Genomic DNA, 22,738 nt, shown 5'->3' with positions numbered 1-22,738 from the left:
TGACTATCCAAGCGCACGTCCACCCGGAAAACAGGGGTGGTGGTCCAGATGAGCAGATGGCAGCTCGGCCGAATCGCGGGCCCCATCGAAAGCTCCTTCAGCTCCGGAGAGGCTCGAGTCGCTGCGCCTCGGCACGGAAATTTCCTCGGTGCTTGAACAGATCATGCTCTTGCAACAAGGCGCTCCAGATGAGCGCCTTGTTGCATGGGGCGGGTTCACATGGCCGCCGACTTAGTTGGGCGCTAGCAGTGAGCGGAAGCGTGAATCGCTGCGTGTGGGGGCCAGGGTATACAACTGTTCTTTCTTGTCGATCCAGGTGTAGAGCGCGTATTCCTTGTCGTTGTCACCAACGTGTTTGCCCAGGCCATAAACCGAGAGGTGACTGCTCGGGGTATTGCCATACGTGTAGAACATTGAGCAGGTGCGGTTACGTTGTTTATCGCGCCAGGTGTAGTGATGGACGGCTTGATTGCCGATGTACAGCGCCTCGCCATCCACCGTCAGGTTGCCACGTTCAAGGCGCTCGAAGAGGAAGTTCATGGCTTCGATCTCGAAACCATCATGGTTGAATTGGTCAAGGTTGCCGACCAGCGTGATTGCAGGATTCAAAGTGGGCATATCAAGCCTCTCTCTACTGTGATGGGTTGCCAAATTGGCAGGCCCATCTCAGCGCCATGCCGCTGCCAGCATCAGCAGGAAACCATTCCGCGACAGCATTCGGGCGATATTTCCTGCCGATGTTGGCTGCACGGCGTTCGACCACCTCATGCCCCAGCTGAGGCTGTTCATCATGTTTTTCCGAAGCGCAAAGCCCCTCTGGCGGCGCAGTGAGACAGATTTTAAAACTCAACCTGGCAGGCTACGGAGCCCATGCCACGTGGGCCGGCGAGACAGGCATTTTCACTATCCCCTCTGCCCTGGAACTCAGGTTGCCGTCGTCATGACGACTGACTCCCTATAAAGCTTTTGTGGAGTAGCAAAGTGTTCAATGAATATCTGAATGATAAAGATCGCTACCTCGAGTTGGAGCGGAGTTTTTATGATCATTTCCGATTGAAAGTTCAGGCGAACCCGGTTGGCACTGAGGTATTTAAAGCGCCTTATTACAATACTTTTTTTTCAAATGGCTCGCCGTTCATGGATGGCAATCCAATTTTCTCGGTAAAAAATCAACTGAATGGGCAGATCCTGAGAGTGGTATTGGACGAGGATGCCCATGAACTGTGTTCATATCGCGATAAGGAGGCAGGGTGTGAGCTGGTTGTAATCGGCAACCTAGCCTTACTGGAGGAAATAAAGGAAAAGGTTTCCGCTTGGATCTGCGCTCAATAACTTTTCGAGCGTCGGGTTCACTTGCTGTCGTCCGTTGGCGGACACACTTCGATTTTAAAACTGCATGAAAGCAAACTAGGCATTTATATGCGGAGCAGCATCAGATCGTGGATAGCGTCGCGGCTTTACCGGGTCGGGTTCGTGATCCAGCAATGTCTTGGCGATCGCAGCAGTCTGGGGTCATGCTCACCCTCTGCCCGAAGACCTTGTGACCATCTTTATTGTTTTGCTACGCGAGCAATCGCGAATTGACCCTCACACTTTCGGCCTGTGCACAGGCCGGGATTTTTTATCCTGCGGTGGAAAACCGATGAACCTGCGCCTCATTCATGGATGGACGATCGCTCTGACGCTGGTGGTACTGGCGCTGGGCGGGCTGACCTCGGTGCTCTCCAACAGCTTGCTGCTGCTGATGGAGCGGGACAATTTCATTCCCGCCGAATCGTCGATCTGGAGCTTCGAGCCGACCCTGATCAATCAGGGGGCTTCTTCCTATTGGCTGTATGGAGAAGATCGGCATTACTACTTCTATTTTTCCTACACCAAGGATCAGCCCTATCGGCTGATTGCCAAGAACAACCTGTGCCCGGGGTTCGACAAGCACGATGTACAGACCTGGTGTGCACCCTGAAATCCCGGCGCTGGATTATGCTGCGAGCCTTTGGCGCCCATCGGGCAGGCGCCGCTGGTTGAGGTAGGACATGGACAGGTTTCAGGAAATGCAGGTGTTTACCTGTGTCGCCCAGGAGCAAGGTTTCGCCGCTGCCGCGCGACGCCTGAACCTGTCGGCGGCCAGCGTTACCCGGGCTGTCGCGGCCCTGGAGCAGCGCATCGGCACGCAGTTGCTGATTCGTACCACCCGCAGCGTGCACCTGAGCGAAGCCGGGCAACGCTACCTGGAAGACTGCCGGCGCATTCTTGCCGAGATCCAGGACGCCGAGGCTTCGGCCGCCGGGGTTCACGCCCAGCCCCGGGGACAGCTGACCCTGACTGCGCCGGTACTGTTCGGTGAACTCTTCGTCACGCCGGTCCTGGTGCGCTACCTGCAACGTTATCCACAGGTGAGGGTCAACGCGCTGTTGGTGGACCGGGTGGCAAGCATGGTGGAGGAGGGCATCGATGTGGCGGTGCGCATTGGCGAGTTGCCCGACAGCGGCCAGCACAGCGTCCGCGTCGGCGAGGTGCGGCGGGTGGTATGCGCCGCCCCCGGGTTTCTTGCGGCCAATGGGCGCCCGCAGCATCCCGATGATTTGCGAGAAGCGCCGGTCATTGCTCCTTCGTCCATTGGCCAGACTCGCAGTTGGCAGTTCAATGTCGCCGGCCAGGCCCTGAGCGTCCGTCCCGAGCCACGGCTGCTGGTGAGCGCCAACCAGGCGGCCATCAGCGCGGCCTGCCTGGGGCTGGGGTTGACCCGGGTGCTGTCCTACCAGGTGGCCGACAAAGTCGCGGCGGGCCAGCTGGAGCTGGTCCTCGAAGACTTTGAACTGCCGCCCCTGCCGATCCATGTGGTGTACCAGGGCGGACGCAAGGCCCCGGCGCGGGTGCGCAGCTTTGTCGATTTTGCGGTGCAGGCCCTGCGGGAACATCCGGCACTCAACCCTTGAAGGGGTTTATTGCGCTGGATGAAATGATGGATTGTGATTTCTGGTGATTCTGTTGTTTTTCCCCGGGGACGAAGATAGGCCTCCTGGCGCGGCACCTGGACCGCGCCCCAGCCTGTGGAGTCGACCATGTCCCTGCTTGCGATCAAGTTCTACAACTTTCCCCGTTCCGGGCATGCCCATCGCGTCGAACTGATGCTGTCCCTGCTCGACCTGCCCACCGAAACCATCTTCGTCGACCTGGCCAAGGGCGAGCACAAGCAGGCCGACTTCCTCGCCCTCAACAGCTTTGGCCAGGTGCCGGTGATCGATGACCAGGGCGTGGTCCTGGCGGATTCCAATGCGATCCTGGTGTACCTGGCGCAGCGCTACGGCCGTGGCTGCTGGCTGCCGTCCGACCCGGTCGGTGCTGCCCAGGTGCAGCGCTGGCTGTCGGTGGCGGCGGGGCAGATCGCCTTCGGTCCGGCCGCCGCGCGGTTGGTCACGGTGTTTGGAGCGCCGTTCAATGCCGAGGAGGTCATTGCCCGTTCCCATGCCCTGCTCAAGGTCATGGAGCAGGAGTTGGCGAGCCGTCCTTTCCTGGTGGGGCAGGAGCCGACCATCGCCGATGTTGCGGGTTACAGCTACATAGCCCACGCACCCGAGGGCAACGTATCGCTGGCCGATTACCCGCATGTGCGGGCCTGGCTGGCGCGGATCGAAGCCTTGCCCGGTTTTGTCGCCATGCCGTCCACCGCGGCCGGGCTGAAAAGCGCCTGAGACGGGATTGAACGGAGACCGCAGCATGACCACGCATTCACCCTGGCATGCCGGCGAGCGGCAGTTGCAGGCCCAGGCCGGGGTGGCCGAGCGCATGGCGAGCGTGGGCGCCAAGGTCATCCGCAAGGAAATGCCGGACCAGCACCGGCAGTTCTACGGGCAGCTGCCGTTCATCCTGGTGGCGGCTGTGGATGCCGACGGCAATCCCTGGGCCAGCGTTCTCGAGGGACCTCCCGGGTTTGCCCAGGCGCCGAGCCCGAGCCTGCTGCACCTCGCCAGCCTGCCGGCCGCTGATGACCCGGTGCAATTGCACCCAGGCGCGGCCCTGGGTTTGCTGGGCATCGAATTGCACACCCGGCGGCGCAATCGCCTCAATGGCCGGATCAGTACCCTGGATGCTGCAGGCTTCAGCGTGGTGGTGCAGCAGTCGTTCGGCAATTGCCCGCAATACATCCAGTTGCGCCACTTGCAGCAGGTGCCTCTGAGCGATCCCGCCAGCCGTCCGGCCGAACATCGCCAGGGCCTGGATCAGGCGGCGCAGGCGTTGATCCGCGCCGCCGGCACCTTCTTTGTCGCCAGTTACGTGGACCTTGAAGGCCAGCGCTCGGTGGACGTTTCCCATCGGGGCGGGCAGGCCGGTTTTGTCCGGGTCGAGGGCGATTGCCTGACCATTCCGGATTTTGCCGGCAACCTGTTCTTCAACACCCTGGGCAACCTGCTGCTCAACCCGCGGGCGGGCTTGCTGTTCATCGATTTTCACAGTGGCGAGCTGCTGCACCTGTGCGGGCGCACCGAGATCATCCTCGACGGGCCGCTGGTGAGTGCCTTCCAGGGCGCCGAGCGGTTGTGGCGTTTTACCGTGGAACGGCTGGTACGGCGCCCGGCCGCCCTGTCCTTGCGCTGGCAGTTGCAGGCCTATTCGCCCAACAGCCTGCTGACCGGCAATTGGCCGCAAGCCGAGGCGCGCCTGCGGGCGTCAGCCCTGGGCCAGCAATGGCGGCCATTGCGGGTCACCCGGATCGAGGACGAAAGCCGCAGCATCCGTTCCTTCTACCTGGAGCCGGCGGACCCGGCGGGTGTGCCGGCCTTCCTGCCGGGCCAGCACCTGCCGCTGCGGGTGCAGATCGAAGGCCGCACGCTGATTCGTACCTACAGCCTGTCGTCCGCGCCCTCCGACGCTTTGCTGCGGATCAGCGTCAAGCGCGACGGCGTGGTTTCCAGCTATCTGCACCAGCACATCAGGGTCGGGGACCTGCTGCAGGCCCGGGCGCCCCAGGGCCGCTTCACGGCCGATCCCCGGGCAGAGCGGCCGTTGGTGCTGCTGGCGGCCGGGGTCGGCATCACGCCCTTGCTGTCGATGCTGCGGGAAGTGGTCTACCAGGGCCTGCGTACCCGCCGTACCCGCCCCACCTGGTTGATCCAGAGCTCGCGCAGCCTGGCCGAACAACCTTTTGCGGCAGAGCTGCAGGCGTTGCAGAGCCTGGCCGGGGAGTCGTTGCGCACGCTGCGGCTGCTCAGCCAGCCGGAGGCGGACGTTCATCCAGGCCGTGCCTTCGATCACGTGGGCCGGATCGATACGCCGCTGTTGCTTGCACAGCTTGAGCTGGATGACTACGACAGCGCGGATTTTGTCCTCTGCGGACCGGGCGGCTTTACCCAGGGCCTGTACGACAGCCTGCGGGCCCTGGACATCAGCGATGGGCAGATCCACGCCGAAACCTTCGGCCCCTCGACCCTGCAGCGCCAGCTCGACCCGCAAGTCGCGCCCTTTGTGCAACCGCCTGCGGCCACCGGTGAGGTGGTGGTGAGGTTCCAGGCATCGGGTCTGGTGTTGCACTGGCAACCCGCCAGCGGCAGCCTGCTGCAACTGGCGGAAAGTGCCGGTGTGCATCCGCAATTCAGCTGCCGGGGCGGTTCCTGCGGCACCTGCCAGACCCGGCTGCTGAGTGGCCAGGTCAGTTATCCACAGGTGCCTGCGCAGATGCCTGAAGACGGGCTGGTGCTGATCTGCTGCGCCGTTCCGGGCGCTGTGGATAAAGATTCGCAGCCCTTGATCCTGGAGCTGTAGCGGGCTGAAAAAAGTCCCCGCCGGCGATTGCCGCCAGGCCTTGCGCTGCGTAGTCTGGCGCGATCTTCAGCACCGCTGCCATACCCTCCTGCTGGGCCGGCCCGGTGCTTCAATGCGTCAAAGGAAATCAACGGTCCATGCTTCCCCAGGTTGTTCTGCGTCTTTGCACCTTGCTGCTCTGCGGGCTGTTGCTCAGCGCTTGTCGCCACGAAGACGCTGCGCCCCTGGATCAGCAACTCTATGTCTGGCAGCGCCAGTGGACCCCGGCCCATGTCGATGCGCTGTCCGGCTCGCGAGCGGACTTTTCCACACTCCGGGTGCTGGCCCTGCAAGCTTATCCACAGGCCGGCTGGCGCCGTGCACGAATCGACGCCGCCTTGCTCAAGCAGGATGCCCGCCCGCTGATTGCCGTGGTCCGCCTCGATGGCCAGCTCCACGCTCTGGATCAGGCCGAGATTATCCACCAGGTGCAGCAAGTGCTCGCCGACTGGCAAGGGCAGGGCCTGACCCTGGTGGGGATCGAGATCGACCACGACGCTGGCAGCGCCCGGTTGCCGGCCTATGCCAGGCTGCTGCAGCGATTGCGCGCAGAGCTGGGGCCACAACTGGCCCTGAGCATCACGGCCTTGCCGTCCTGGCTCGACAGCCGCGAACTGCCAGGGTTGTTGGCCCAGGTCGACAGCAGCGTGCTCCAGGTGCACGCGGTCAGCGACCCGCGACACGGCCTGTTCGACCCTCGGCTGGCCGAACAATGGGCCAGGCGCTGGGCCAGGATCAGTGACAAACCCTTCTATCTGGCCCTGCCTGCCTATGGCGTGGCCCTGCTCGAGGATGGCGAGGGGGCGCCGCAGGTGGAAAGCGAAGTCGCCCTCGGGCAAGGCGGCCGGCGCCGGGAACTGATGGCCGACCCCCGGCAATTGAGCGAGCTGGCCAAGGCCCTGCGCAATGATCCGCCGGCCCACCTGGCCGGGCTGATCTGGTTTCGCCTGCCGCTCAAGGGCGACCTGCGCGCCTGGAGCCTGGAGACCCTGCGGGCGGTGGCCCGCGGCGATGTTCTCGACAGTCGGCTGGGTATCGAGTTGCAGGAGCAGGGCGGCCTGTTCGACATCCGCTTGAGCAACCCGGGCAATCTCGATCAGCCCCTGCCTGAACAACTGACCCTGGCCGTTGCCCAATGCGACGGATTCGACGGGCTGGGCGGTTATTCCGCACAGCTGCGTGACGGCCAGTTGCTGCTGACTCGTCACCAGAGTGGCCGCCTGCTGGCGGGTGGCACCCGGGCCGTGGGCTGGGCCCGTTGTACAAGCATTGACCAAGGAGCTGCACATGTTCGTCCCTAGATCCCGCTACCTGTTGTGCCTGAGCCTGTGCCTGCCTTTGGCCCCGGCCCTGGCCTGCGGGCCGAATTTCCCCTTGCGCCTGCTGGCGGACCGCCCGGCGACGCTGGCCGAGTTGCCGGAAGGCAGCTTCCAGTTCGAGGTCAGCCGCCTGGGCCAGGGCATCGCCGGGCTCAAGCCGGCCACGGACGTTTCGCTGGCTCCCGGATGGGGGGACGATGACAGCGAATATGTGAAGCAGCGCCTGCAGGCCGAGCAGGATGGCCTGAACCAAGCGCAACGGGCCCTGGTCACCCAGTTGCGCACCCTTGAGGATGCGCGCCAGGCCCAGCAACAGGGCGCCAGTCTGCCGGCCGAGATCAATCTGTACACCGCTGGCGCGGTGGCCTTCCGGGCCGGCGACTCTGGTTTGGCTGCGGAGTACTTCCGCCAGGTACTGGCACTGCCGGCCGAGCAACGGCGCCTGCGCAGCACCTGGGCGGCCTATTCCCTGGGTCGGGCCCTGGTGGCGCTCAGCGAAGAAGCCAGTGAGCTGGACGAACAGGGCCGTCAGGCCACTTTGCAGGCGGCGCGCGAGGCTTTTGCACAGAGCCGCCAACTGAGCGCCGACGGCTTCAGCGACCCCTTGGAACTGGGCATCGCCAGCCTTGGCGAAGAGGCGCGGATCCTCAAGAACCTGGGTCAGTGGAACCAGGCCATCGACCTGTATGCGGCCCAGAGCCGGCTGGGTTCGAGCATTGGCTACAGTTCGCTGAAGCAGGTGGCGGGCGAGCTCGGCGCCTTGCCGGACGAGCAATTGCTCGAGCAGATCAAGGGCCCTTCCGTGTCGCGGTTGCTGACCGCCGCGCTGATCACCCACCTGGGCTGGTCCCTGGGCGAAAAGCCTGCGGCTGAACAAAGAATGATCAAGCTGTTGACCCAAGGCACCGTGGGCAGCTTCGACAACGCCGACCGCCTGGCGGCGCTGAATTATCAGAACGGCGATTTCGTCACCACCAGACAGTTGCTCGAACACGCCGGCGATGGTGGCCTGGCCTGGTGGCTGCGGGCCAAGATCGCCCTGCGTGACGGCGACAAGGTTGCGGCGGCGGCGGCCTACGCCAAGGCGTCCGAAGCCTTCCCGCGTGACGAGAGCTGGGGGTTGCGCGACGACTACGAGGGCAATTACGAAACCGTGAGGCCCGGCTGCCGGGTCGAAGGCGAAAGCGCCCTGCTGGCCCTGGACCGTGGCGACTACCTGCAGGCGTTCGAACTGCTCTACCGCAGCGGCGATATCTATTGGCAGGATGCTGCCACCGTGGCGGAACGGGTGCTGACCCTGGACGAGCTCAAGCACTTCGTCGACACCCAGGTCCCGGCACCGCCGCCCACACCGAAACAAGAAGATGCCTACTACGAGACCTTGCCGGTTGCTGCGCAATTGCGTGAGTTGCTGGGCCGCCGGCTGCTGCGCGAGGGCCGCTACGAAGAAGGCTGGGGTTACTTCGACAGCCCCGAGCGCCAGGCGATCGCCAAGGCCTACGGCGAATACCGGCGCACTGCCGAGTCGGCCTGGCTGCCCACTCGCCGGGCCGAGGCCTATTACCAGGCGGGCACGCTGGCACGGGCTTCGGGGATGGAGATCCTGGGCTACGAAATGGGCCCGGACTACCACAGCCTCTGGGGCAGCTACAGCCTGGACATTCCGTCGGTCCAGGCCGGGCCCTTCATCAATGCCGAGGAAGTCCAGCGCCAGCAAGCCACCACGGCCGAGCCCGATGTGCGCTACCACTACCGCTATGTGGCCGGAGAGCTGGGCAATCGCGCCGCGGACTTCCTGCCCCACACCAGCCAGGCCTACGCCGCAGTGCTGTGCAAGGCGGCGCGCTGGACCCGGGGCAGCGATGCCGAGATCGACTACTACCAGCGCTATGTGGAAAACGGGCCGTTCGTGGAGTGGGCTGGCAATTTCGGCATGAACTGCGAGGAGCCGGATTTCGGCAGCGCCAACAAGCGCTACCTGACCCAGTGGCTGGATGCTTCACGCGAGGCATTGCAGCCGCACAAGGTGGCCCTGTACAGCGCTGCCGGGGTGATCCTGCTGGGGGCTGCCGGGCTGTTCTGGACGCGTCGCCGTCGTTTGTCCTGATCGCCGCAGGTTGCCAGGTTCAAGCCACCTCGCGGCTTGCCAGGGGCAATATCCGTAGCCCAGGGCATTTTGTGGCGCGGGCGGAGGGCGGAACGCCTGGTGTGGCGAGGCAGCTTGCTCCCGCTCGAGCGGCTGGCGCCCCGACGCGCAGCGGTCGCAGATCCGGCCGCTGCGATCTATCAGGCAATGGCTGATGGCAGGTTTCGGGCCTGCTGTGCAGGCCCGCGCGAGCCAGTTCGCGGGCCACAGGGGGTCATCGCAAGGTGATCAGGCCTGCTGGATGAAGGTCAGGCGCAGCGCAAACCCGATCAGCAGGCTGCCAAACAGCCACTGCTGCAAGCGTTGCGCCGAAGGGCTGCGCTGCATCCAGCGGCCAAGTCCCGCACCGGTCAGGGCGTAGCAGCAGTCGAACATCCCGCCCACCGCCACCAGCAGCACCCCCAGGATGATGAATTGCGACGCCACGGCACCTGCCTGGGGGTCGATGAACTGTGGCAGCAGCACCGAGCAGAACAGCAGCGCCTTGGGGTTCAGCAGGTTGGTCAGCAAGCCGCGCTGGATCGCCTGGCGCCAGCGCAGGGGCGTGGCCGCCGTGCCGGGTTGGTCGAGGTTGGGCAGCAGGTTCGCCCGCAGGCACTGAATGCCGATCCACAGCAGGTAGGCGGCGCCGGCCAGGCGCACCAGGTCGAAGGTCCAGGGCGCGGTCTTGAACAGCGCGGCCAGGCCCAGGGCGGCCAGGGCCACGTGGCAGCCCCGGGAGAGCGCCAGGCCCAGGGCGGTAGCCAGCGCCTGGGCCTTGCCCTGGCGGGCACCGGTCTGCAGCAGCAGGATCATGTCGGGGCCGGGCAGCAGGTAGACCACCGCCAGGGCCAGGAAATACATCCACAGTTGCGCCACCTTGCACCCCCTTCGTTGTCGAGTCGGTGCGCCCAGTTTAGGGCCGAAGGGCCAGGCAGGTGCTTGCGTAATCAGCCAGCAATAGTGGAAAAATTGGCATAACCTTCGATGATCAAGCCCTTAAACCATCCGGATATGCCAACCATGAAACTCGATGCCTACGACCGCAAGATCCTTGCCGCCCTGCAGCGCGACGGTCGCCTGAGCAATGTGCAACTGGCGCAGGAGATCGGCCTGTCGCCGTCACCCTGCCTGCGTCGGGTGCGGATGCTGGAAGAGGCCGGGGTGATCCGTGGCTACCAGGCCACCCTGGATCGCGATGAAGTGGGGCTGGGGCTGACGGTGTTCGTCGGGGTCAGGGTGGAGCGGCACAACGACGCCGAAGCCGAGGCCTTTCGCCTGGCGGTGCTGCAGTTGCCGGAGGTGATCTCGGCGTTCCTGGTCTCCGGCGAATCGGACTTCCTGCTGCAGGTGGTGGTCCCCGACCTGCGCGGCTATGACCGCTTCCTGACCGGCTGCCTGCTGAAGATCCCCGGGGTCAGCGACATTCGCAGCAACTTCGCCATTCACACGGTGAAAACTCCTGGCCCCCTGCCATTGGGGCATTTGCCGGCTTGAGGGGGCGTGCTGGGCCTGGCCAGGCGCTCTGCATCAGGTCCACCAATAGCGCACCAGGTGGAAGAAGATCGGAGCGGCAAAACATACCGAGTCCAGGCGGTCGAGCATGCCGCCGTGGCCTTCGATCATGTGGCCCCAGTCCTTGACCCCGCGATCGCGCTTGATCGCCGACATCACGATGCCGCCGGCAAACCCCAGCAGGTTGATCAGCAAGGCGATCAGGAACGACTGCCACAGGTTGAACGGGGTGATCCACCACAGCGCGCCACCGATCAACGAGGCCAGGAGGATACCGCCGACAAAGCCCTCGACGGTCTTGGACGGCGACAGGTTGGGGGCGATCTTGCGCTTGCCGAAGAGTTTTCCACAGACGTACTGCAGCACATCCGACAACTGCACGACGATCACCAGGTAGGCGATCAGCAGCAGGTTGCGGCCTTCATAGCCGGCGATGTCGAGGGTCAGCAGGGCCGGCACGAAGGATACGCAGAACACCGCGATCATCAGGCCCCACTGGACCTTGGAGGCCCGCTCCAGGAAGTGCGTGCTGTCACCGCCCAGGGAGGCGAGGATCGGCAGCAGCAGGAACACATAGACCGGGATGAAGATCGAGAACAGCCCGTACCAGTCGGAGTAGATCAGCAGGTACTGCAGCGGTAGGGCCAGGTAGAAGGCCGCGACCAGAGCCGGGTAGTCGCTGCGCCGGGTCGGGGTCAGGGTCAGGAACTCGCGCAGGGCATAGAACGACACCGCGTAGAACAGCAGGATCACCGCCGCGGTGCCGAGCCAGAAGGCGATGCCGATCACCAGCACCATCACCCACCAGGCGTTGATCCGCGCGTTGAGGTTGTCGATCACCGGGTTGGGCGCGCCGCGGGTGCGCAGCTTGAGGATGAATCCAATCAGCGAGGCCAGCACCAGAATGGCGCCGATGCCGCCGAACAACATCAGGGTCTGCTTATCCATTTCAGGCGTGCTCCGGGGCCAGGTCCAGCAGCGCGGCGCGGCTGCGTTCGAGGAAGTGTTCCTTGCTTTCACCCTCTTCCAGGGTCAGCGCGGCGCCGAAGCTGGTGGTGCACAGCAGTGGCAGGGGCAGGAAGCGCCCCTTGGGCATGACCCGGTTGAGGTTGGCGATCCATACCGGAATCAGTTCCACCTGTGGATAACTCCTGGCCAGGTGATAGATGCCGCTCTTGAACGGCAGCAGGCCGTCTTCCAGGTTGCGCGTGCCTTCGGGGAAGATGATCAGCGAGTCGCCGTTCTCCAGGGCGTCGAGCATCGGCTGCAGGGGATTGCCGTCTGCCGGTTCCTTGCGCTCGCGGTCGATCAGCACGCCGTTGAACACCCGGTCGATGATGTAGCGACGCAGGCCGCTTTTGTGCCAGTAGTCGGAGCCGGCGACGGGCCGGGTCAGGCGGCGCAGGGCGGGGGGCAGCGAAGCCCAGAGCAGCACGAAGTCGCCGTGGCTGCTGTGGTTGGCGAAATAGATCCGCTGCACCGCCTGCGGCGCCGAGCCGAGCCACAGGCTGCGGGCGCCGGTGATGCTGCGGGCGGCGGAGGTGATGAGGTTGGCGACCAGGGGTTCGAACATGGGCATTCCTTATCCGGCGAAGGTCAGCCAGGGGCTGGCCAGGATCAAGCTCAGTAGTACCAGCACCTGCGCCGCCAGCAGCAACGCCTGGCGGCGCAGCAGGCCGAGGGCACCGCGGCTGCGTTCATTCCAGGGCCGGCCGGCACGTTCCAGGGGTAGCAGGCCGAGGGCGCCCAGGGCCTGATCCAGGGCCTGGGTGCTGTGTTCCAGCGCTGCAGGTGCATCGGCGACCCGTTGGAACAGGTCGGCGTCGAAGGCCACCCGCAGCGCCAGGTACTTTTCCACCAGCCCCAGCAGCACCAAGGCCAGGCTGACCAGCATCCCGCCCAGCGTGACGCTGGCCAGCAGGTACTGGCCCAGGCCGTACAGGGCACCGAGCAGGGTCAGGCCTGTGGATAACTGGTCCAGGGCCCGGCCCTGGCGCAGCAGGCTGGCGACACTGTGCAACTGCATCTCAGTGGACATGGGCCGCTCTCCCGACGCTGAGCAATGTTGCAAGGGCCTGGCGATGGGCAGGTTGCAAGACGATCTGGGGGCGCGCCCGCTGCAACAGCACGATTGCCCCATCCACCGTGGCCGCACGCCCGCTGTGCAGCAGCCAGGCGGCAATCGCCGTGGCGCTGCGCGAGTAGCCCAGGGCGCAGCACACCAGCAGCGGTCCCTGGGCGTGCAGGCGTTCGATGGCCTGCGCGGCCGCCAGGCACTGCTCCGGGCTGGGGGCGCAGAGGTCGAGCACCGGCAGGCTCTGGTAGGCCGGCAGCGGGCGGCTGTCCAGGGACAGCTCGGCGCACAGATCGAGCACCGCGACAAACGGGCTGTCCCTGAGCTCCAGCGGCGTCGGCAAGCGTCCGAGCCAGACGTTATCCACAACCAGGTCCGGCTGTGGATGGTTTTTTGTCCACAGCCGCGAGTTGATCCAGGCCGCGGCGAGATAAGGCGCCAGCAGCCAGCGTGCGGCCGGGCTCAGGCGTCCGTCCTGGCGTTTCTGGAAGCCTTCTGCACCCAGCAGGGCGTAGTTCAGGGCCACCAGCAGCAGCGCCACGGCGGGCCAGATCAGCCATAGCCCGGTGCCGCCCCAGGTAAAGGCCACGGCGCTCAGCAGGACCGCCCCCAGGGCGTAGCGCAGGGCCAGCTGGCGCCGTCGCGGGTCCTGCGCCAGACGGGCGCTGAACAGCGGGCTGGGGCGATCCAGGGGCCACAGCCAGACACACAGCCAGCCGGCCAGGGCGCCAGTGGGCACATCGACAAAGTGGTGTTGATAAGTGCTCAGCACCGACACCCCGATCAGCCCGAACCAGCCGTGTACCAGCCAGCGCCAGATGCCCTGGGTATGCCGGGCGTAGCAGACCCAGAGCACCACCAGCAGGGCGATGTGCAGCGAGGGTGCCTGGTTGAAGGGTTTGTCAAAGCCCGCCAGTACCTCGAACAGCCAGCCGAATACCCCGTCCAGCGCTGGTCGAGGGAAGGTGAAGCGCAGCGGCCAGAGCAGAAAGCAACTGACCGCGATGACCTGGGCGGTGAGCAAGCGCAGGGCGTGGCGCTTGAGTTCGTCGCGGGTGCGCGGCAGCAGCAGGGACAGGCCGTAGAGCAGGTCGATGGACCAATAGGGCACGATGGTCCAGGCCCAGAACGGCATGTGCCGTTCCCAGTCGAAGACCAGGCTGGCGACGTCGTCGCGTTGCGCGGTGACCCAGGTGGCGAAGCCGTAGGTGCTGAAAAACAGCGGTGCCAGCAACAGCAGCCAGAGCACCGCGGGTTTCAGCAATCCCGGCTCGCGCGTAGGCAGTCCGGCATCGGCCATCATTGCACCCGTACGGCCAGGGACACGCTGAAGATGCCCCACTCGTCGACGCGCATGGTGATCTTGCGAAAGCCTGCGGCCTCCACCAGCTGGTCCATCTCGGCCTGGGTGCGGCGGCGCATGACCCAGGCCTGGCCTTCGCGGTGGCTGGTCAGGGCCCGAGCGATCAGTTCCAGCTGCGGGTGCCAGGGCTGGCCGGTGTACACCAGGAAGCCACCGGGCTCCACGGCGCTGGCCAGGCCGGCCAGGGAACCACCGACCATCTGGTTGTCGGCGAACAGTTCATAGAGCCCGGACACCACTGCCAGAGTCGGCTTCAGCTCAAGGGCGGCGAGGTCTTCGCGATCGAAGGCGTTGCCTTTGACGAAGCGGGCAATCTCGCTCAGGCCCTTCTCCACGATCAGGGCACTGCCGTCGCGCACGTTGATGTCGCTGTAGTCGCGCAGCAGGATCGATTCCGGCAGCGGGCTCACCCCTTGCAAGGCTTCGAGGATATAGCGGCCGTGGCCGGCGGCGATGTCGACAATGCGCACTTCGCTGTTCTGTTCACGGAGTTTCTCCATGGCCAGGCGCAGCAGTTCCTCCACGTGCAGCTTGCGCTGGCGGATGCCACGCCAGCCGATGGAGTTCAGGTAGTTCTGGTCGATCATCCGGCCCAGCGGCGAATGCCCGGTGGGCCGGTTGCGGTAGACGTAGTCCAGGGTGCTGCCGGAGTCGAAACCGGTGTCGAACCCCAGCTTGACCCCCGCCGACAGCTGGCTGCCCAGGCGCATGCTGGCGCGGGTCGCGCGCCAGTACAGGTCGCGCAGGGAGTTGTGCGGCAGCGGTGCGGCCAGGGCTTCGGACTCGGCGCAGGTCACGCCCAGGCGGTCGGCGTCCAGCAGGGCAGGGCGGTTCAGCGGGCGCTCGAAGTTTTGCAGGATGAACCGGCGGGCACTGGCGATCGCCGGAGCGCGAGCCTTTTCCCCCAGGGTGTCGTGGAAGAACCCGGGAAGAATGTGTTTTTCCTTCTGCAGGCTGCCCAGGCGGTCGAAGAACTGCTCCTGGGGCTTGCGGTGCACCACGAAGTCGGCGCCGGAGATCAGCAGCTGGGTCGGCACCTGGATCGCCTGGGCGTCGGCCACTACCCGGTCCGCCGCTTCGTACAGGCCCAGCAGCACGTTGACCGAGATCGCCTTGGTGATCAGCGGATCGCTGTCGTAGCTGCGTACTCGTTCCGGGTCGTGGCTGAGAAAACGCGCCTTGACGTAGCTGTTGACGAAGAAGTTGCCGCGAAAGCGCCGCATCAGGGCCAGGCCCGGGCGGGCGAAGGGCACATACAGCTTGACCTTGAAGGCCGGGGACGCGAGCACCAGGGAGCGGATCCGCGGCGCGTAGTCATGGACCCAGGTGGCGGCGATCACGGCGCCGACGCTCTGGGCGATGACCGCGATGTTTTCCTCGGCGATCTGGTGAGCGCTGCCCAGGTGGTCGCAGAAGGTCTGCACGTCGCGCACGCTGGTGGCGAAGCTCGGGCTGTCGCCCCGGGCCCCCGGCGACTGGCCATGGCCACGGGCGTCCCAGGCGAAAAAGTCGACCTGGGGCAGGTTCAGTTCATCCACCAGGTGGGCAATGCGCCCCGAGTGTTCGTGGCCGCGATGGAACAGCATCACCGCCTGCCGGGGTTCGCCGGGGACGACCTCGGTGGCTGGCCAGTGGCGGTAAAACAGTTCGACACCGTCATGGGTCCGGAACGTCTGGTGTTGAGCGTCGCGCATAGCCATTTCCTTATGCAGAGGGAGCGTTGTGCTGAACTTCTTCAAGGCCCTGGCGGACCCGGTTGAACAGCGTGTACACCAGCAGTGCGGCGACCAGCGCCAGTACGCTGTTTATCCACAGGGCGCCGAGCCAGCCCAGGGCGATGCCGGTGGCCAGCACGCCGAGGATGAAGGCGCGGTCGCTCTTGCCCATGGGCCCGTCATAACGGCGCGAGGCACCCACCATGGGGCCCAGTACCCCGGCGTATTCGCTGAACAGCGCCAGCAGGGTCACCGCCAGTACCAGCAGCAGGCTGACACCGGGCAGCAGGGCGAAGGGCAGGATCAGGGCGCAATCGGCGACCACGTCGCAGAGTTCGTTGAGGTAGGCACCGAGGCGCGATTGCTGGCCGAACTCCCGGGCCAGCATGCCGTCGATGGCGTTCAGCGCCATGCGCAGGATCATCCACACAGGGATCAGGGCGAAGAGCCAGGCATGGCTGGCGAACAGGGCGATCAGCGCGCCCACCAGCAGGGAGATGACGGCGGCCAGGACAGTGATCTGATTGGCCGTGGTGCCGTTGTCGTACAAGCGCTGCACCAACGGCCGCAGCAGGTTCTGAAAGCGCGGTTTGAGCTGGTAAATCGAGAGCATGATGGGACGGTTCCTTGTCGCACGCGGTGAGCAGGGCTGGATTATTGCCTTAAATGCCAGGGGGCTGACATCAGAAGTTTTTGCAGGATCAAACAGCTGTCTCTGTGACTACGACGCACTGAATAGATGAAAAGGCATGGCGAGCGACAAAAATTTCACCCGGATCGTTATATAGTAACGAATTGTGTCAAGTATCTTCGGCCTGAAATTTATCCACAGGGCCGGACCAGAGCGGCGGGGTGGTATGCAAGTCGATCTTGAAACACAGGGGGCCGAAGTGGCCGCCCTGCCACGCTTCCAGCAGGCAGGGGTTCATGCCGGGCGCCTGCAGCGTTGGGGTGCATTGCTGCTTGGCCTGGCGGTGCTGGGGCTGGTGACGGCGGTGTTCGTCGATCTGTTTGCCGCGCTGACGATCTGGCCGGTGGTGCTGGTGAATCTGTCCTGTGCCTTGCTGGTGGTGGTGGCGGGGCTGCAATCGGCCTGTTGGGTCAGCCGCTGGCGGGAAGAGGCGATCAATCCTCCGTCCGCAGCGCTGCCACAGGTTGTGGAGGAGCCGGCCGGCGCGGCCCTCGGAGGGCTCTGGGCCGCACTGGCGATACGCTGGCGGCGATTGCTGCAGCAGATCGGCGCGCCGACCCTGTGGCTCGCTGGCTGGTCGGTGCTGATCCTTTATTGCACGGTGCAGGTCTTCAACCTGTCGTTGCCCGCCACCGCCCTTGGCCTGAGCGCCAGCGTTGCCGCAGTGCTGGCACTGCTGCTGGCGTTTGCCCTGCTGGTGCTGGAGCGCCAACTGGCCCAGGAGCCGGTGGCGCAATGGCCGGAGGCCGGGCCCCTGGCCCAGCTGTTGCGAGTGGCCATCGTGAGCTTGCTGCTCAGCGCCCTGTGCCTGCTGTTCAGCAGCGACACCGCCCTGTGGCCGGTACGCTTGGCAGTGTTGCTGGGCTTGCTGCCGGCGCTGGTGGCCGGCGAGTTGCTGCTGCGGGCACTGCTGTCGTTGTTCAGCCCACAACGCGAAAAATTGGAACCCCGCTTGCTGGCCCACAGTTTTATCGCCGAGCTGGTGCGTTGGCCGCCACAGCCGCTGCTGAGCCTGCAGCACGAATTGCACAACCGGTTTGGCATCGACCTGAGGCAGATCTGGGCCTTCGCCTACATGCGCAGGGCGTTCCTGCCGGTACTGGCGCTGGTGCTGCTGGTGGGCTGGCTGTTGACCGGCGTTCATGAACTTTCCATCAGCAATCGCGGTATTTACGAACGTTTCGGCAAACCGGTCGCGGTGTTCGGCCCCGGCTTGCACCTTGGCCTGCCCTGGCCTCTGGGACGGGTATTGACCGTGGAAAACGGCGTGGTCCACGAGTTGGCCACCAGCGTCGGCGACACCCCGCAACCTCCCCTTGAACTCGCGCCGGCCGAAGGTCCGGCGCCGCTGATTGCCAATCGCCTGTGGGACGCCAGCCACGTCAATGACAAATCCCAGGTGATCGCCAGCGGCAATGCCCGGCAGCAGAGCTTCCAGATCGTCAACATGGACGTACGCTTCGTCTACCGTATCGGCCTGGATGACGCAGCCGCCCTGGCGGCGACCTATAACAGCAGCGACGTCCCGACCTTGATTCGCAGCACGGCGAGCCGGGTGCTGGTGCACGATTTTGCTTCGCGCACCCTCGACGGCCTGCTGGGGGAAGACCGTACCCGCCTGGCAGATGATATCGGCAGGGCGGTACAGGCCGATCTGGGCAAGCTCGACAGCGGCGTGGAAATCCTCGCCACGGTGGTCGAGGCGATTCATCCGCCGGCTGGCGCGGCCAATGCCTATCACGGTGTGCAAGCGGCGCAGATCGGCGCCCAGGCCCTGATCTCCCGGGAGCGTGGCGCGGCTGCCGAGCAGACCAACCAGGCGCTGCTGCAGGCCAGCGTCGCCAATGACCAGGCCCGTGCCGATGCTCGCGAAGTGCAGGCTGTGGCCCAGGCCGCCGACCTGCGTTTTGCTGCCGAGCAGAAAGCCTATGCCAGTGCAGGCCAGGCCTTTGTCCTGGAGCAGTACCTGGGCCAACTGAGCCAGGGCCTGAGCCAGGCCAAGCTGTTGATTCTTGATCATCGTCTGGGGGGCGCCAGTTCGCCGACCCTCGATCTGCGTACGTTCACCTTGCCGGCCGACCCGTTGGCGCCGCGTAAAGCCGCTCAGCCAGGAGCCGTCCATTGAGCCAGTCCTCCCACTCCCACGATCACGCCGCCCACGATCACGACCATGGGCATGGCCATCATCACCATCACGGTCATCACCACCACCATCACGGCGCGCCGGCCGAGGCGGGGCCTTTCCCCTGGCGGCGCATGGGCTGGGCGCTGCTGCTGGTGCTGTTTGCCGTAGCTGCCGCTTGCCTGGTGCAGGTGCGCTCCGGCGAAGCCACGGTGATCACGCGCTTCGGCAATCCGGCGCGGGTGCTGCTGGAGCCGGGGCTGAACTGGCGCTGGCCGGCGCCTTTCGAAGCAGCGATTCCAGTGGACCTGCGCTTGCGCACCACCTCCAGCGGTTTGCAGGATGTCGGCACCCGTGACGGTTTGCGCATCATCGTCCAGGCCTATGTGGCCTGGCGGGTGCAGGGCGATCCGGACAACGTGCAGCGCTTCATGCGGGCGGTGCAGAACCAGCCGGATGAAGCCGCGCGGCAGATCCGCACCTTTGTCGGCTCGGCCCTGGAAACCACGGCCAGCAGTTTCGACCTGGCCAATCTGGTGAACACCGATGCCAGCCAGGTGCGGATCGCCGACTTCGAAGCACAGCTGCGCAAGCAGATCGACCAGCAGCTGCTCGCCACCTACGGGGTGCGAGTGGTGCAGGTGGGCATCGAACGCCTGACCCTGCCGTCGGTGACCCTGACCGCCACCGTGGATCGCATGCGTGCCGAGCGGGAAACCATCGCCACTGAACGCACGGCTGTCGGCAAGCGCGAGGCGGCGCAGATTCGTTCCGCCGCCGAGCGCGACGCGCGGATTGTCCAGGCCGACGCCACGGTAAAGGCGGCGGATATCGAGGCCCAGTCCCGGGTCGAGGCCGCGCAGATTTATGGCCGCGCCTACGCCAGTTCGCCGCAGCTGTATAACCTGCTGCGCTCCCTGGACACCCTTGGCACCGTGGTGACCCCTGGCACCAAGCTGATCCTGCGCACGGATGCGGCACCGTTCCGGGTGCTGGTGGACGGGCCGCCGAGCCTGCCGGGTAAAGCCGGCGGATCGCAGCCATGAACAAGGTTCCACGTGGAACAAGTGAGTTGAGCAGCCCGTGGATTCAGGCCGGCCGCCTGGCGTTTATCGCCTTGTACGCGGTCACGGTGTTGGCGGCGCTGGCCTGGGCTGGCTCCAATGTGCGGCAGATTGATCCGCAGAATCGTGCCCTGGTCCTGCACTTCGGCGCCCTGCAACGGGTGCAGAACGCCGGGCTGTTGCTGGCCTGGCCCCGTCCATTTGAACAGGTGGTGTTGTTACCGGCCGCCGATCGGGTGCTGGAGCGTCGGGTCGAAGGTTTACTGCGCTCCGACGCAGCCCTGGAAGGGGACCGGGTCGCGAGCCTGGCCACGCCATTGAGCGATGCCCTGGCGGGATCGGGCTACCTGCTGACTGGCGATGCCGGGGTGGTGCAGTTGGATGTGCGAGTCTTCTACAAGGTCAGCGAACCCTTTGCCTATGTCTTGCAGGGCGACCATGTGCTGCCGGCTCTCGACAGGCTGGTGACACGCAGCGCCCTGGCGCTGACCGCTGCTCGCGACCTGGACACCATCCTGGTGGCACGCCCGGAATTGATCGGCAACGATCATCAAGCTGCCGAGCGTCGTGAGCGTTTGCGTGGCGACCTGCTGCAAGGCATCAATCAGCGTTTGGCAGAGCTGACTGCCAGCGGGCAGGGAATCGGCCTTGAAGTCACTCGTGTGGACGTGCAATCGAGCCTGCCGGGACCGGCGGTGAGTGCTTTCAACGCGGTACTGACGGCCAGCCAGCAAGCCGACAAGGCGGTGGCCAACGCCCGTACCGAGGCGGAAAAACTGACCCAGGGTGCCAACGAACAGGCCGATCGCAGCCTGCAAGTGGCCCATGCCCAGGCCAGCGAACGCCTGGCTTTGGCCCGTGCCCAGACAGCCACCGTGCAGAGCCTGGCCGAGGCCCAGCGCAATGGCAGTGATCCGGAAATGCTCCTGCGTCTCTACCGTGAGCGCTTGCCGAAGATCCTCGGGCAGGCTGGCTCGGTGACTACGGTCAATCCCCAAGACGATTCCCGCCTGATCATTCAGGGAGCCGAACAATGAGTGCTTCTACCCACGCGGCTCCCGTCAGCATGCTGACCTCGGCCGAACAACGCAGCGCCGCACGCCAACTGACGCTGGCCATGCTGGCCTTGGGTCTGTTGGGGCTTGGCCTGGTGTGGCGCTGGCTGGCCCCCGAGCAAATCGGCGTCAGCCAGTTGTTGCTGGGCGTGGCTTCGTTGCTGGTGGCGGTGCCGGTGATGCGCTCGGCCTGGTTCAGCCTGCGCTATCCGAGCCTGCATGGCATCACCGACCAATTGATCGCCCTGGCCATGCTGGGCGCCTGGGCCACCGGTGACCTGCTGACCGCGGCCTTGCTGCCGATCATCATGATTTTCGGCCATGTGCTGGAAGAGCGCAGCGTCATCGGCTCCCAGGAAGCCATCCATGCCCTGGGCCGCCTGACCCGCAGCCAGGCGCGGCGGGTGCAGGCCGATGGCAGCGTGCAGGAAGTGGACAACGCCGAGCTCAAGGCGGGTGACCTGGTGGAAGTTCGCGCGGGAGATCGGGTGCCCGCCGATGGCCTGGTGGTATCCGGCCAAGCGAGCCTGGACACCGCGCCGATCACCGGTGAGTCGGTGCCGTTGGAGGCAACTGTGGGTACGCAAGTGTTCGGCGGGGCAATCAACCTCGATGGCCTGTTGCGCGTGCAAGTGACCCGTACCGGCGAGGAGTCGACCCTGGGCAAGGTGATTGCCCTGATGCAAGGCGCCGAGCGGGCCAAGCCGCCGATCACCCGGTTACTGGAGCGTTATGCCGGCAGTTATCTGGTGCTGGTCTTGCTGTTGGCAGCCGTGACCTGGTTCATCACCAATGATGCCCAGGCCATGCTCGCGGTGCTGGTGGCCGCCTGTCCCTGTGCTTTGGTGCTCTCGGCGCCGGCCACTGCCATCGCCGGGATCGCCGTGGCGGCGCGCCACGGCATCCTGATCCGCAGTTCGGCATTTCTCGAGGAGCTGGCGGACCTGACCTCGCTGGTGGTGGACAAGACCGGCACCCTGACCTACGGCAGCTTGCGCCTGCAGGCCATCGACAGCCTCGGGGAAGATCAACCGGGCATGCTCGATCTGGCAGCCAGCCTGGGTGCTGCCAGCAGCCATCCGGTGAGCCGGGCACTGGCAGGGCTGGTGCCCCCGGAGCAGCATTGGCCCTTGAGTGAGATTCATGAGCGCCAGGGCCTGGGTGTGGTAGCGCGGACCGAGGAGGGCGAGGCGGCTCTTGGGCGTCCGGAATTGTTCCAGCAGTTGGGCATCAGCACTCGCCCGGTGCCGGCCCATGACGGACCGATCGCCGGTCTGGCGCTCGATGGCCAGTTCCTGGGGTGGTTGCTGCTGGCGGACAGCGTCAAACCCGAAGCCCGGCAGGCCCTGGGTGAACTGCGCGAACTGGGGCTGGGGCGCCAGTTGCTGCTGACGGGGGATCGGCAGAGCGTGGCGGACAGCCTGGCCCTGGACGTGGGCATCAGTGATGTCGAGGCCCAAGCCCTGCCGGAAGACAAGCTCAAGCGCGTGCTCGGGGAAATCGCCAAGGGTTTCCGGCCGATGGTGGTAGGGGACGGCATCAACGATTCCCTGGCGCTCAAGGCCGGGGTGGTGGGCGTCGCCATGGGCGCCGGTGGCGCGGACATTGCCCTGGCCTCGGCGGACGTGGTGCTGATCGGCAGCGACCTGCGGCGCCTGGGTACCTGCGTGCGCCTGAGCCGCGAGTGCCGGCAGACCCTGCAGGTCAACGTGATCATCGGCCTGGGCTGGACCCTGGCCATCGTCGCCTTTGCCGCATTCGGCTGGCTGGGGGCGGCGGGGGCGATGATCGCCGCGATACTGCACAACCTCAGCACCTTGCTGGTGCTGGGCAATGCCGGGCGCCTGCTGCGGTTTCAGGAGCCGTTGTTGAAGCTCTGAAGAGGGCTTTGCTGCT

At 65.3% G+C, this 22,738-nt stretch carries 20 protein-coding genes; 12 read left to right on the top strand and 8 right to left on the bottom strand.

Annotated features, from left to right (window positions below):
* Positions 1-231: 231 nt before the first annotated feature.
* Complete coding sequence (locus ACZ5BO_RS00910) at positions 232-618, bottom strand: hypothetical protein (RefSeq protein WP_025131592.1); 387 nt, start codon at positions 616-618, stop codon at positions 232-234.
* A gap of 363 nt (positions 619-981) precedes the next feature.
* Here ACZ5BO_RS00910 and ACZ5BO_RS00905 point away from each other — a divergent pair, with 363 nt between their 5' ends.
* The 7 genes from ACZ5BO_RS00905 (at position 982) to ACZ5BO_RS00875 (ending at position 9,225) form a co-directional block, all read left to right on the top strand.
* Positions 982-1,332, top strand: coding sequence for a hypothetical protein (locus ACZ5BO_RS00905; RefSeq protein ID WP_464697779.1), 351 nt, complete (start codon positions 982-984; stop codon positions 1,330-1,332).
* Between the two features lie 310 nt (positions 1,333-1,642).
* The gene (locus ACZ5BO_RS00900) at positions 1,643-1,963 is read left to right on the top strand and encodes a hypothetical protein (RefSeq protein WP_464697777.1); all 321 of its coding nucleotides are present in this window, start codon (positions 1,643-1,645) and stop codon (positions 1,961-1,963) included.
* 70 nt (positions 1,964-2,033) lie between these two features.
* On the top strand, positions 2,034-2,936 hold the full coding sequence (locus ACZ5BO_RS00895; protein WP_464697776.1) for a LysR family transcriptional regulator: 903 nt from the start codon (positions 2,034-2,036) through the stop codon (positions 2,934-2,936).
* A 126-nt stretch (positions 2,937-3,062) separates the two neighbouring features.
* On the top strand, positions 3,063-3,692 hold the full coding sequence (locus tag ACZ5BO_RS00890) for a glutathione S-transferase family protein (RefSeq protein ID WP_464697774.1): 630 nt from the start codon (positions 3,063-3,065) through the stop codon (positions 3,690-3,692).
* A gap of 25 nt (positions 3,693-3,717) precedes the next feature.
* On the top strand, positions 3,718-5,760 hold the full coding sequence (locus tag ACZ5BO_RS00885) for an FAD-binding oxidoreductase (RefSeq protein ID WP_464697772.1): 2,043 nt from the start codon (positions 3,718-3,720) through the stop codon (positions 5,758-5,760).
* Between the two features lie 137 nt (positions 5,761-5,897).
* Positions 5,898-7,100 (top strand): DUF3142 domain-containing protein, encoded by a 1,203-nt coding sequence (locus ACZ5BO_RS00880; RefSeq protein ID WP_464697770.1) that lies wholly within the window; start codon positions 5,898-5,900, stop codon positions 7,098-7,100.
* The gene (locus ACZ5BO_RS00875; protein WP_025131587.1) at positions 7,087-9,225 is read left to right on the top strand and encodes a hypothetical protein; all 2,139 of its coding nucleotides are present in this window, start codon (positions 7,087-7,089) and stop codon (positions 9,223-9,225) included. The genes ACZ5BO_RS00880 and ACZ5BO_RS00875 overlap by 14 nt, the downstream gene beginning before the upstream one ends.
* 267 nt (positions 9,226-9,492) lie before the next feature.
* Here ACZ5BO_RS00875 and ACZ5BO_RS00870 read toward each other — a convergent pair whose 3' ends face one another.
* Positions 9,493-10,107 (bottom strand): LysE family translocator, encoded by a 615-nt coding sequence (locus tag ACZ5BO_RS00870; protein ID WP_464701424.1) that lies wholly within the window; start codon positions 10,105-10,107, stop codon positions 9,493-9,495.
* Positions 10,108-10,266: 159 nt separating this feature from the next.
* Between ACZ5BO_RS00870 and ACZ5BO_RS00865 the strand changes: the two genes are divergently transcribed.
* A complete protein-coding gene (locus ACZ5BO_RS00865) occupies positions 10,267-10,740 on the top strand; it encodes an Lrp/AsnC family transcriptional regulator (RefSeq protein WP_025131585.1) in 474 nt (157 codons plus the stop codon).
* A gap of 33 nt (positions 10,741-10,773) precedes the next feature.
* Here the strand turns inward: ACZ5BO_RS00865 and ACZ5BO_RS00860 are convergent, their stop codons facing one another.
* Genes ACZ5BO_RS00860 through ACZ5BO_RS00835 form a run of 6 tightly spaced genes read right to left on the bottom strand, consistent with a single transcriptional unit; the run spans position 10,774 to position 16,523 of the window.
* On the bottom strand, positions 10,774-11,706 hold the full coding sequence (locus tag ACZ5BO_RS00860) for a phosphatidate cytidylyltransferase (protein WP_025131584.1): 933 nt from the start codon (positions 11,704-11,706) through the stop codon (positions 10,774-10,776).
* 1 nt (position 11,707) lies between these two features.
* Positions 11,708-12,331 carry a lysophospholipid acyltransferase family protein gene (locus tag ACZ5BO_RS00855; protein ID WP_025131583.1) on the bottom strand — a complete coding sequence of 208 codons (624 nt, stop codon included), beginning with the start codon at positions 12,329-12,331 and terminating at the stop codon, positions 11,708-11,710.
* A 9-nt stretch (positions 12,332-12,340) separates the two neighbouring features.
* On the bottom strand, positions 12,341-12,796 hold the full coding sequence (locus tag ACZ5BO_RS00850) for a hypothetical protein (protein ID WP_025131582.1): 456 nt from the start codon (positions 12,794-12,796) through the stop codon (positions 12,341-12,343).
* On the bottom strand, positions 12,786-14,132 hold the full coding sequence (locus ACZ5BO_RS00845) for a phosphatase PAP2/dual specificity phosphatase family protein (protein WP_464697766.1): 1,347 nt from the start codon (positions 14,130-14,132) through the stop codon (positions 12,786-12,788). The genes ACZ5BO_RS00850 and ACZ5BO_RS00845 overlap by 11 nt, the downstream gene beginning before the upstream one ends.
* Positions 14,132-15,889 (bottom strand): bifunctional alpha/beta hydrolase/class I SAM-dependent methyltransferase, encoded by a 1,758-nt coding sequence (locus tag ACZ5BO_RS00840; protein ID WP_464697764.1) that lies wholly within the window; start codon positions 15,887-15,889, stop codon positions 14,132-14,134. Before ACZ5BO_RS00840 ends, ACZ5BO_RS00845 begins: the two co-directional genes overlap by 1 nt.
* A gap of 10 nt (positions 15,890-15,899) precedes the next feature.
* Positions 15,900-16,523 (bottom strand): CDP-alcohol phosphatidyltransferase family protein, encoded by a 624-nt coding sequence (locus ACZ5BO_RS00835; protein WP_025131579.1) that lies wholly within the window; start codon positions 16,521-16,523, stop codon positions 15,900-15,902.
* 244 nt (positions 16,524-16,767) lie between these two features.
* On the opposite strand from ACZ5BO_RS00835, the gene hflK (ACZ5BO_RS00830) reads away from it, so the two are divergent.
* From hflK (ACZ5BO_RS00830) to ACZ5BO_RS00815, 4 genes are read left to right on the top strand one after another with little or no spacing between them, the layout of a single operon-like run.
* On the top strand, positions 16,768-18,726 hold the full coding sequence (hflK, locus tag ACZ5BO_RS00830) for a protease modulator HflK (protein ID WP_464697761.1): 1,959 nt from the start codon (positions 16,768-16,770) through the stop codon (positions 18,724-18,726).
* Complete coding sequence (hflC, locus tag ACZ5BO_RS00825) at positions 18,723-19,769, top strand: protease modulator HflC (RefSeq protein ID WP_464697759.1); 1,047 nt, start codon at positions 18,723-18,725, stop codon at positions 19,767-19,769. Before hflK (ACZ5BO_RS00830) ends, hflC begins: the two co-directional genes overlap by 4 nt.
* Positions 19,766-20,824, top strand: a complete 1,059-nt coding sequence (hflK, locus tag ACZ5BO_RS00820) for a protease modulator HflK (RefSeq protein ID WP_464697757.1) — start codon at positions 19,766-19,768, stop codon at positions 20,822-20,824. The genes hflC and hflK (ACZ5BO_RS00820) overlap by 4 nt, the downstream gene beginning before the upstream one ends.
* Entirely contained in the window at positions 20,821-22,722 is a 1,902-nt protein-coding gene (locus tag ACZ5BO_RS00815) for a heavy metal translocating P-type ATPase (RefSeq protein WP_464697755.1), read from the top strand. The genes hflK (ACZ5BO_RS00820) and ACZ5BO_RS00815 overlap by 4 nt, the downstream gene beginning before the upstream one ends.
* The last annotated feature ends 16 nt before the right edge of the window (positions 22,723-22,738 follow it).

It is taken from the genome of Pseudomonas sp. FFPRI_1 (genome assembly GCF_055384485.1).
The sequence above is the reverse complement of the archived record's forward strand: the minus strand, read 5'-3'. Positions and strand labels throughout refer to the sequence as shown.

What these genes read in the sequence shown, in the direction of transcription:
- ACZ5BO_RS00910 (WP_025131592.1), bottom strand. Translation starts at nt 618, where the DNA reads ATGCCCACTTTGAATCCTGCAATCACGCTGGTCGGCAACCTTGACCAA.
- ACZ5BO_RS00900 (WP_464697777.1), top strand. Translation starts at nt 1,643, where the DNA reads ATGAACCTGCGCCTCATTCATGGATGGACGATCGCTCTGACGCTGGTG.
- ACZ5BO_RS00895 (WP_464697776.1), top strand. Translation starts at nt 2,034, where the DNA reads ATGGACAGGTTTCAGGAAATGCAGGTGTTTACCTGTGTCGCCCAGGAG.
- ACZ5BO_RS00890 (WP_464697774.1), top strand. Translation starts at nt 3,063, where the DNA reads ATGTCCCTGCTTGCGATCAAGTTCTACAACTTTCCCCGTTCCGGGCAT.
- ACZ5BO_RS00885 (WP_464697772.1), top strand. Translation starts at nt 3,718, where the DNA reads ATGACCACGCATTCACCCTGGCATGCCGGCGAGCGGCAGTTGCAGGCC.
- ACZ5BO_RS00880 (WP_464697770.1), top strand. Translation starts at nt 5,898, where the DNA reads ATGCTTCCCCAGGTTGTTCTGCGTCTTTGCACCTTGCTGCTCTGCGGG.
- ACZ5BO_RS00875 (WP_025131587.1), top strand. Translation starts at nt 7,087, where the DNA reads ATGTTCGTCCCTAGATCCCGCTACCTGTTGTGCCTGAGCCTGTGCCTG.
- ACZ5BO_RS00870 (WP_464701424.1), bottom strand. Translation starts at nt 10,107, where the DNA reads ATGTATTTCCTGGCCCTGGCGGTGGTCTACCTGCTGCCCGGCCCCGAC.
- ACZ5BO_RS00865 (WP_025131585.1), top strand. Translation starts at nt 10,267, where the DNA reads ATGAAACTCGATGCCTACGACCGCAAGATCCTTGCCGCCCTGCAGCGC.
- ACZ5BO_RS00860 (WP_025131584.1), bottom strand. Translation starts at nt 11,706, where the DNA reads ATGGATAAGCAGACCCTGATGTTGTTCGGCGGCATCGGCGCCATTCTG.
- ACZ5BO_RS00855 (WP_025131583.1), bottom strand. Translation starts at nt 12,331, where the DNA reads ATGTTCGAACCCCTGGTCGCCAACCTCATCACCTCCGCCGCCCGCAGC.
- ACZ5BO_RS00850 (WP_025131582.1), bottom strand. Translation starts at nt 12,796, where the DNA reads ATGTCCACTGAGATGCAGTTGCACAGTGTCGCCAGCCTGCTGCGCCAG.
- ACZ5BO_RS00845 (WP_464697766.1), bottom strand. Translation starts at nt 14,132, where the DNA reads ATGGCCGATGCCGGACTGCCTACGCGCGAGCCGGGATTGCTGAAACCC.
- ACZ5BO_RS00840 (WP_464697764.1), bottom strand. Translation starts at nt 15,889, where the DNA reads ATGCGCGACGCTCAACACCAGACGTTCCGGACCCATGACGGTGTCGAA.
- ACZ5BO_RS00835 (WP_025131579.1), bottom strand. Translation starts at nt 16,523, where the DNA reads ATGCTCTCGATTTACCAGCTCAAACCGCGCTTTCAGAACCTGCTGCGG.
- hflK (WP_464697761.1), top strand. Translation starts at nt 16,768, where the DNA reads ATGCAAGTCGATCTTGAAACACAGGGGGCCGAAGTGGCCGCCCTGCCA.
- hflK (WP_464697757.1), top strand. Translation starts at nt 19,766, where the DNA reads ATGAACAAGGTTCCACGTGGAACAAGTGAGTTGAGCAGCCCGTGGATT.
- ACZ5BO_RS00815 (WP_464697755.1), top strand. Translation starts at nt 20,821, where the DNA reads ATGAGTGCTTCTACCCACGCGGCTCCCGTCAGCATGCTGACCTCGGCC.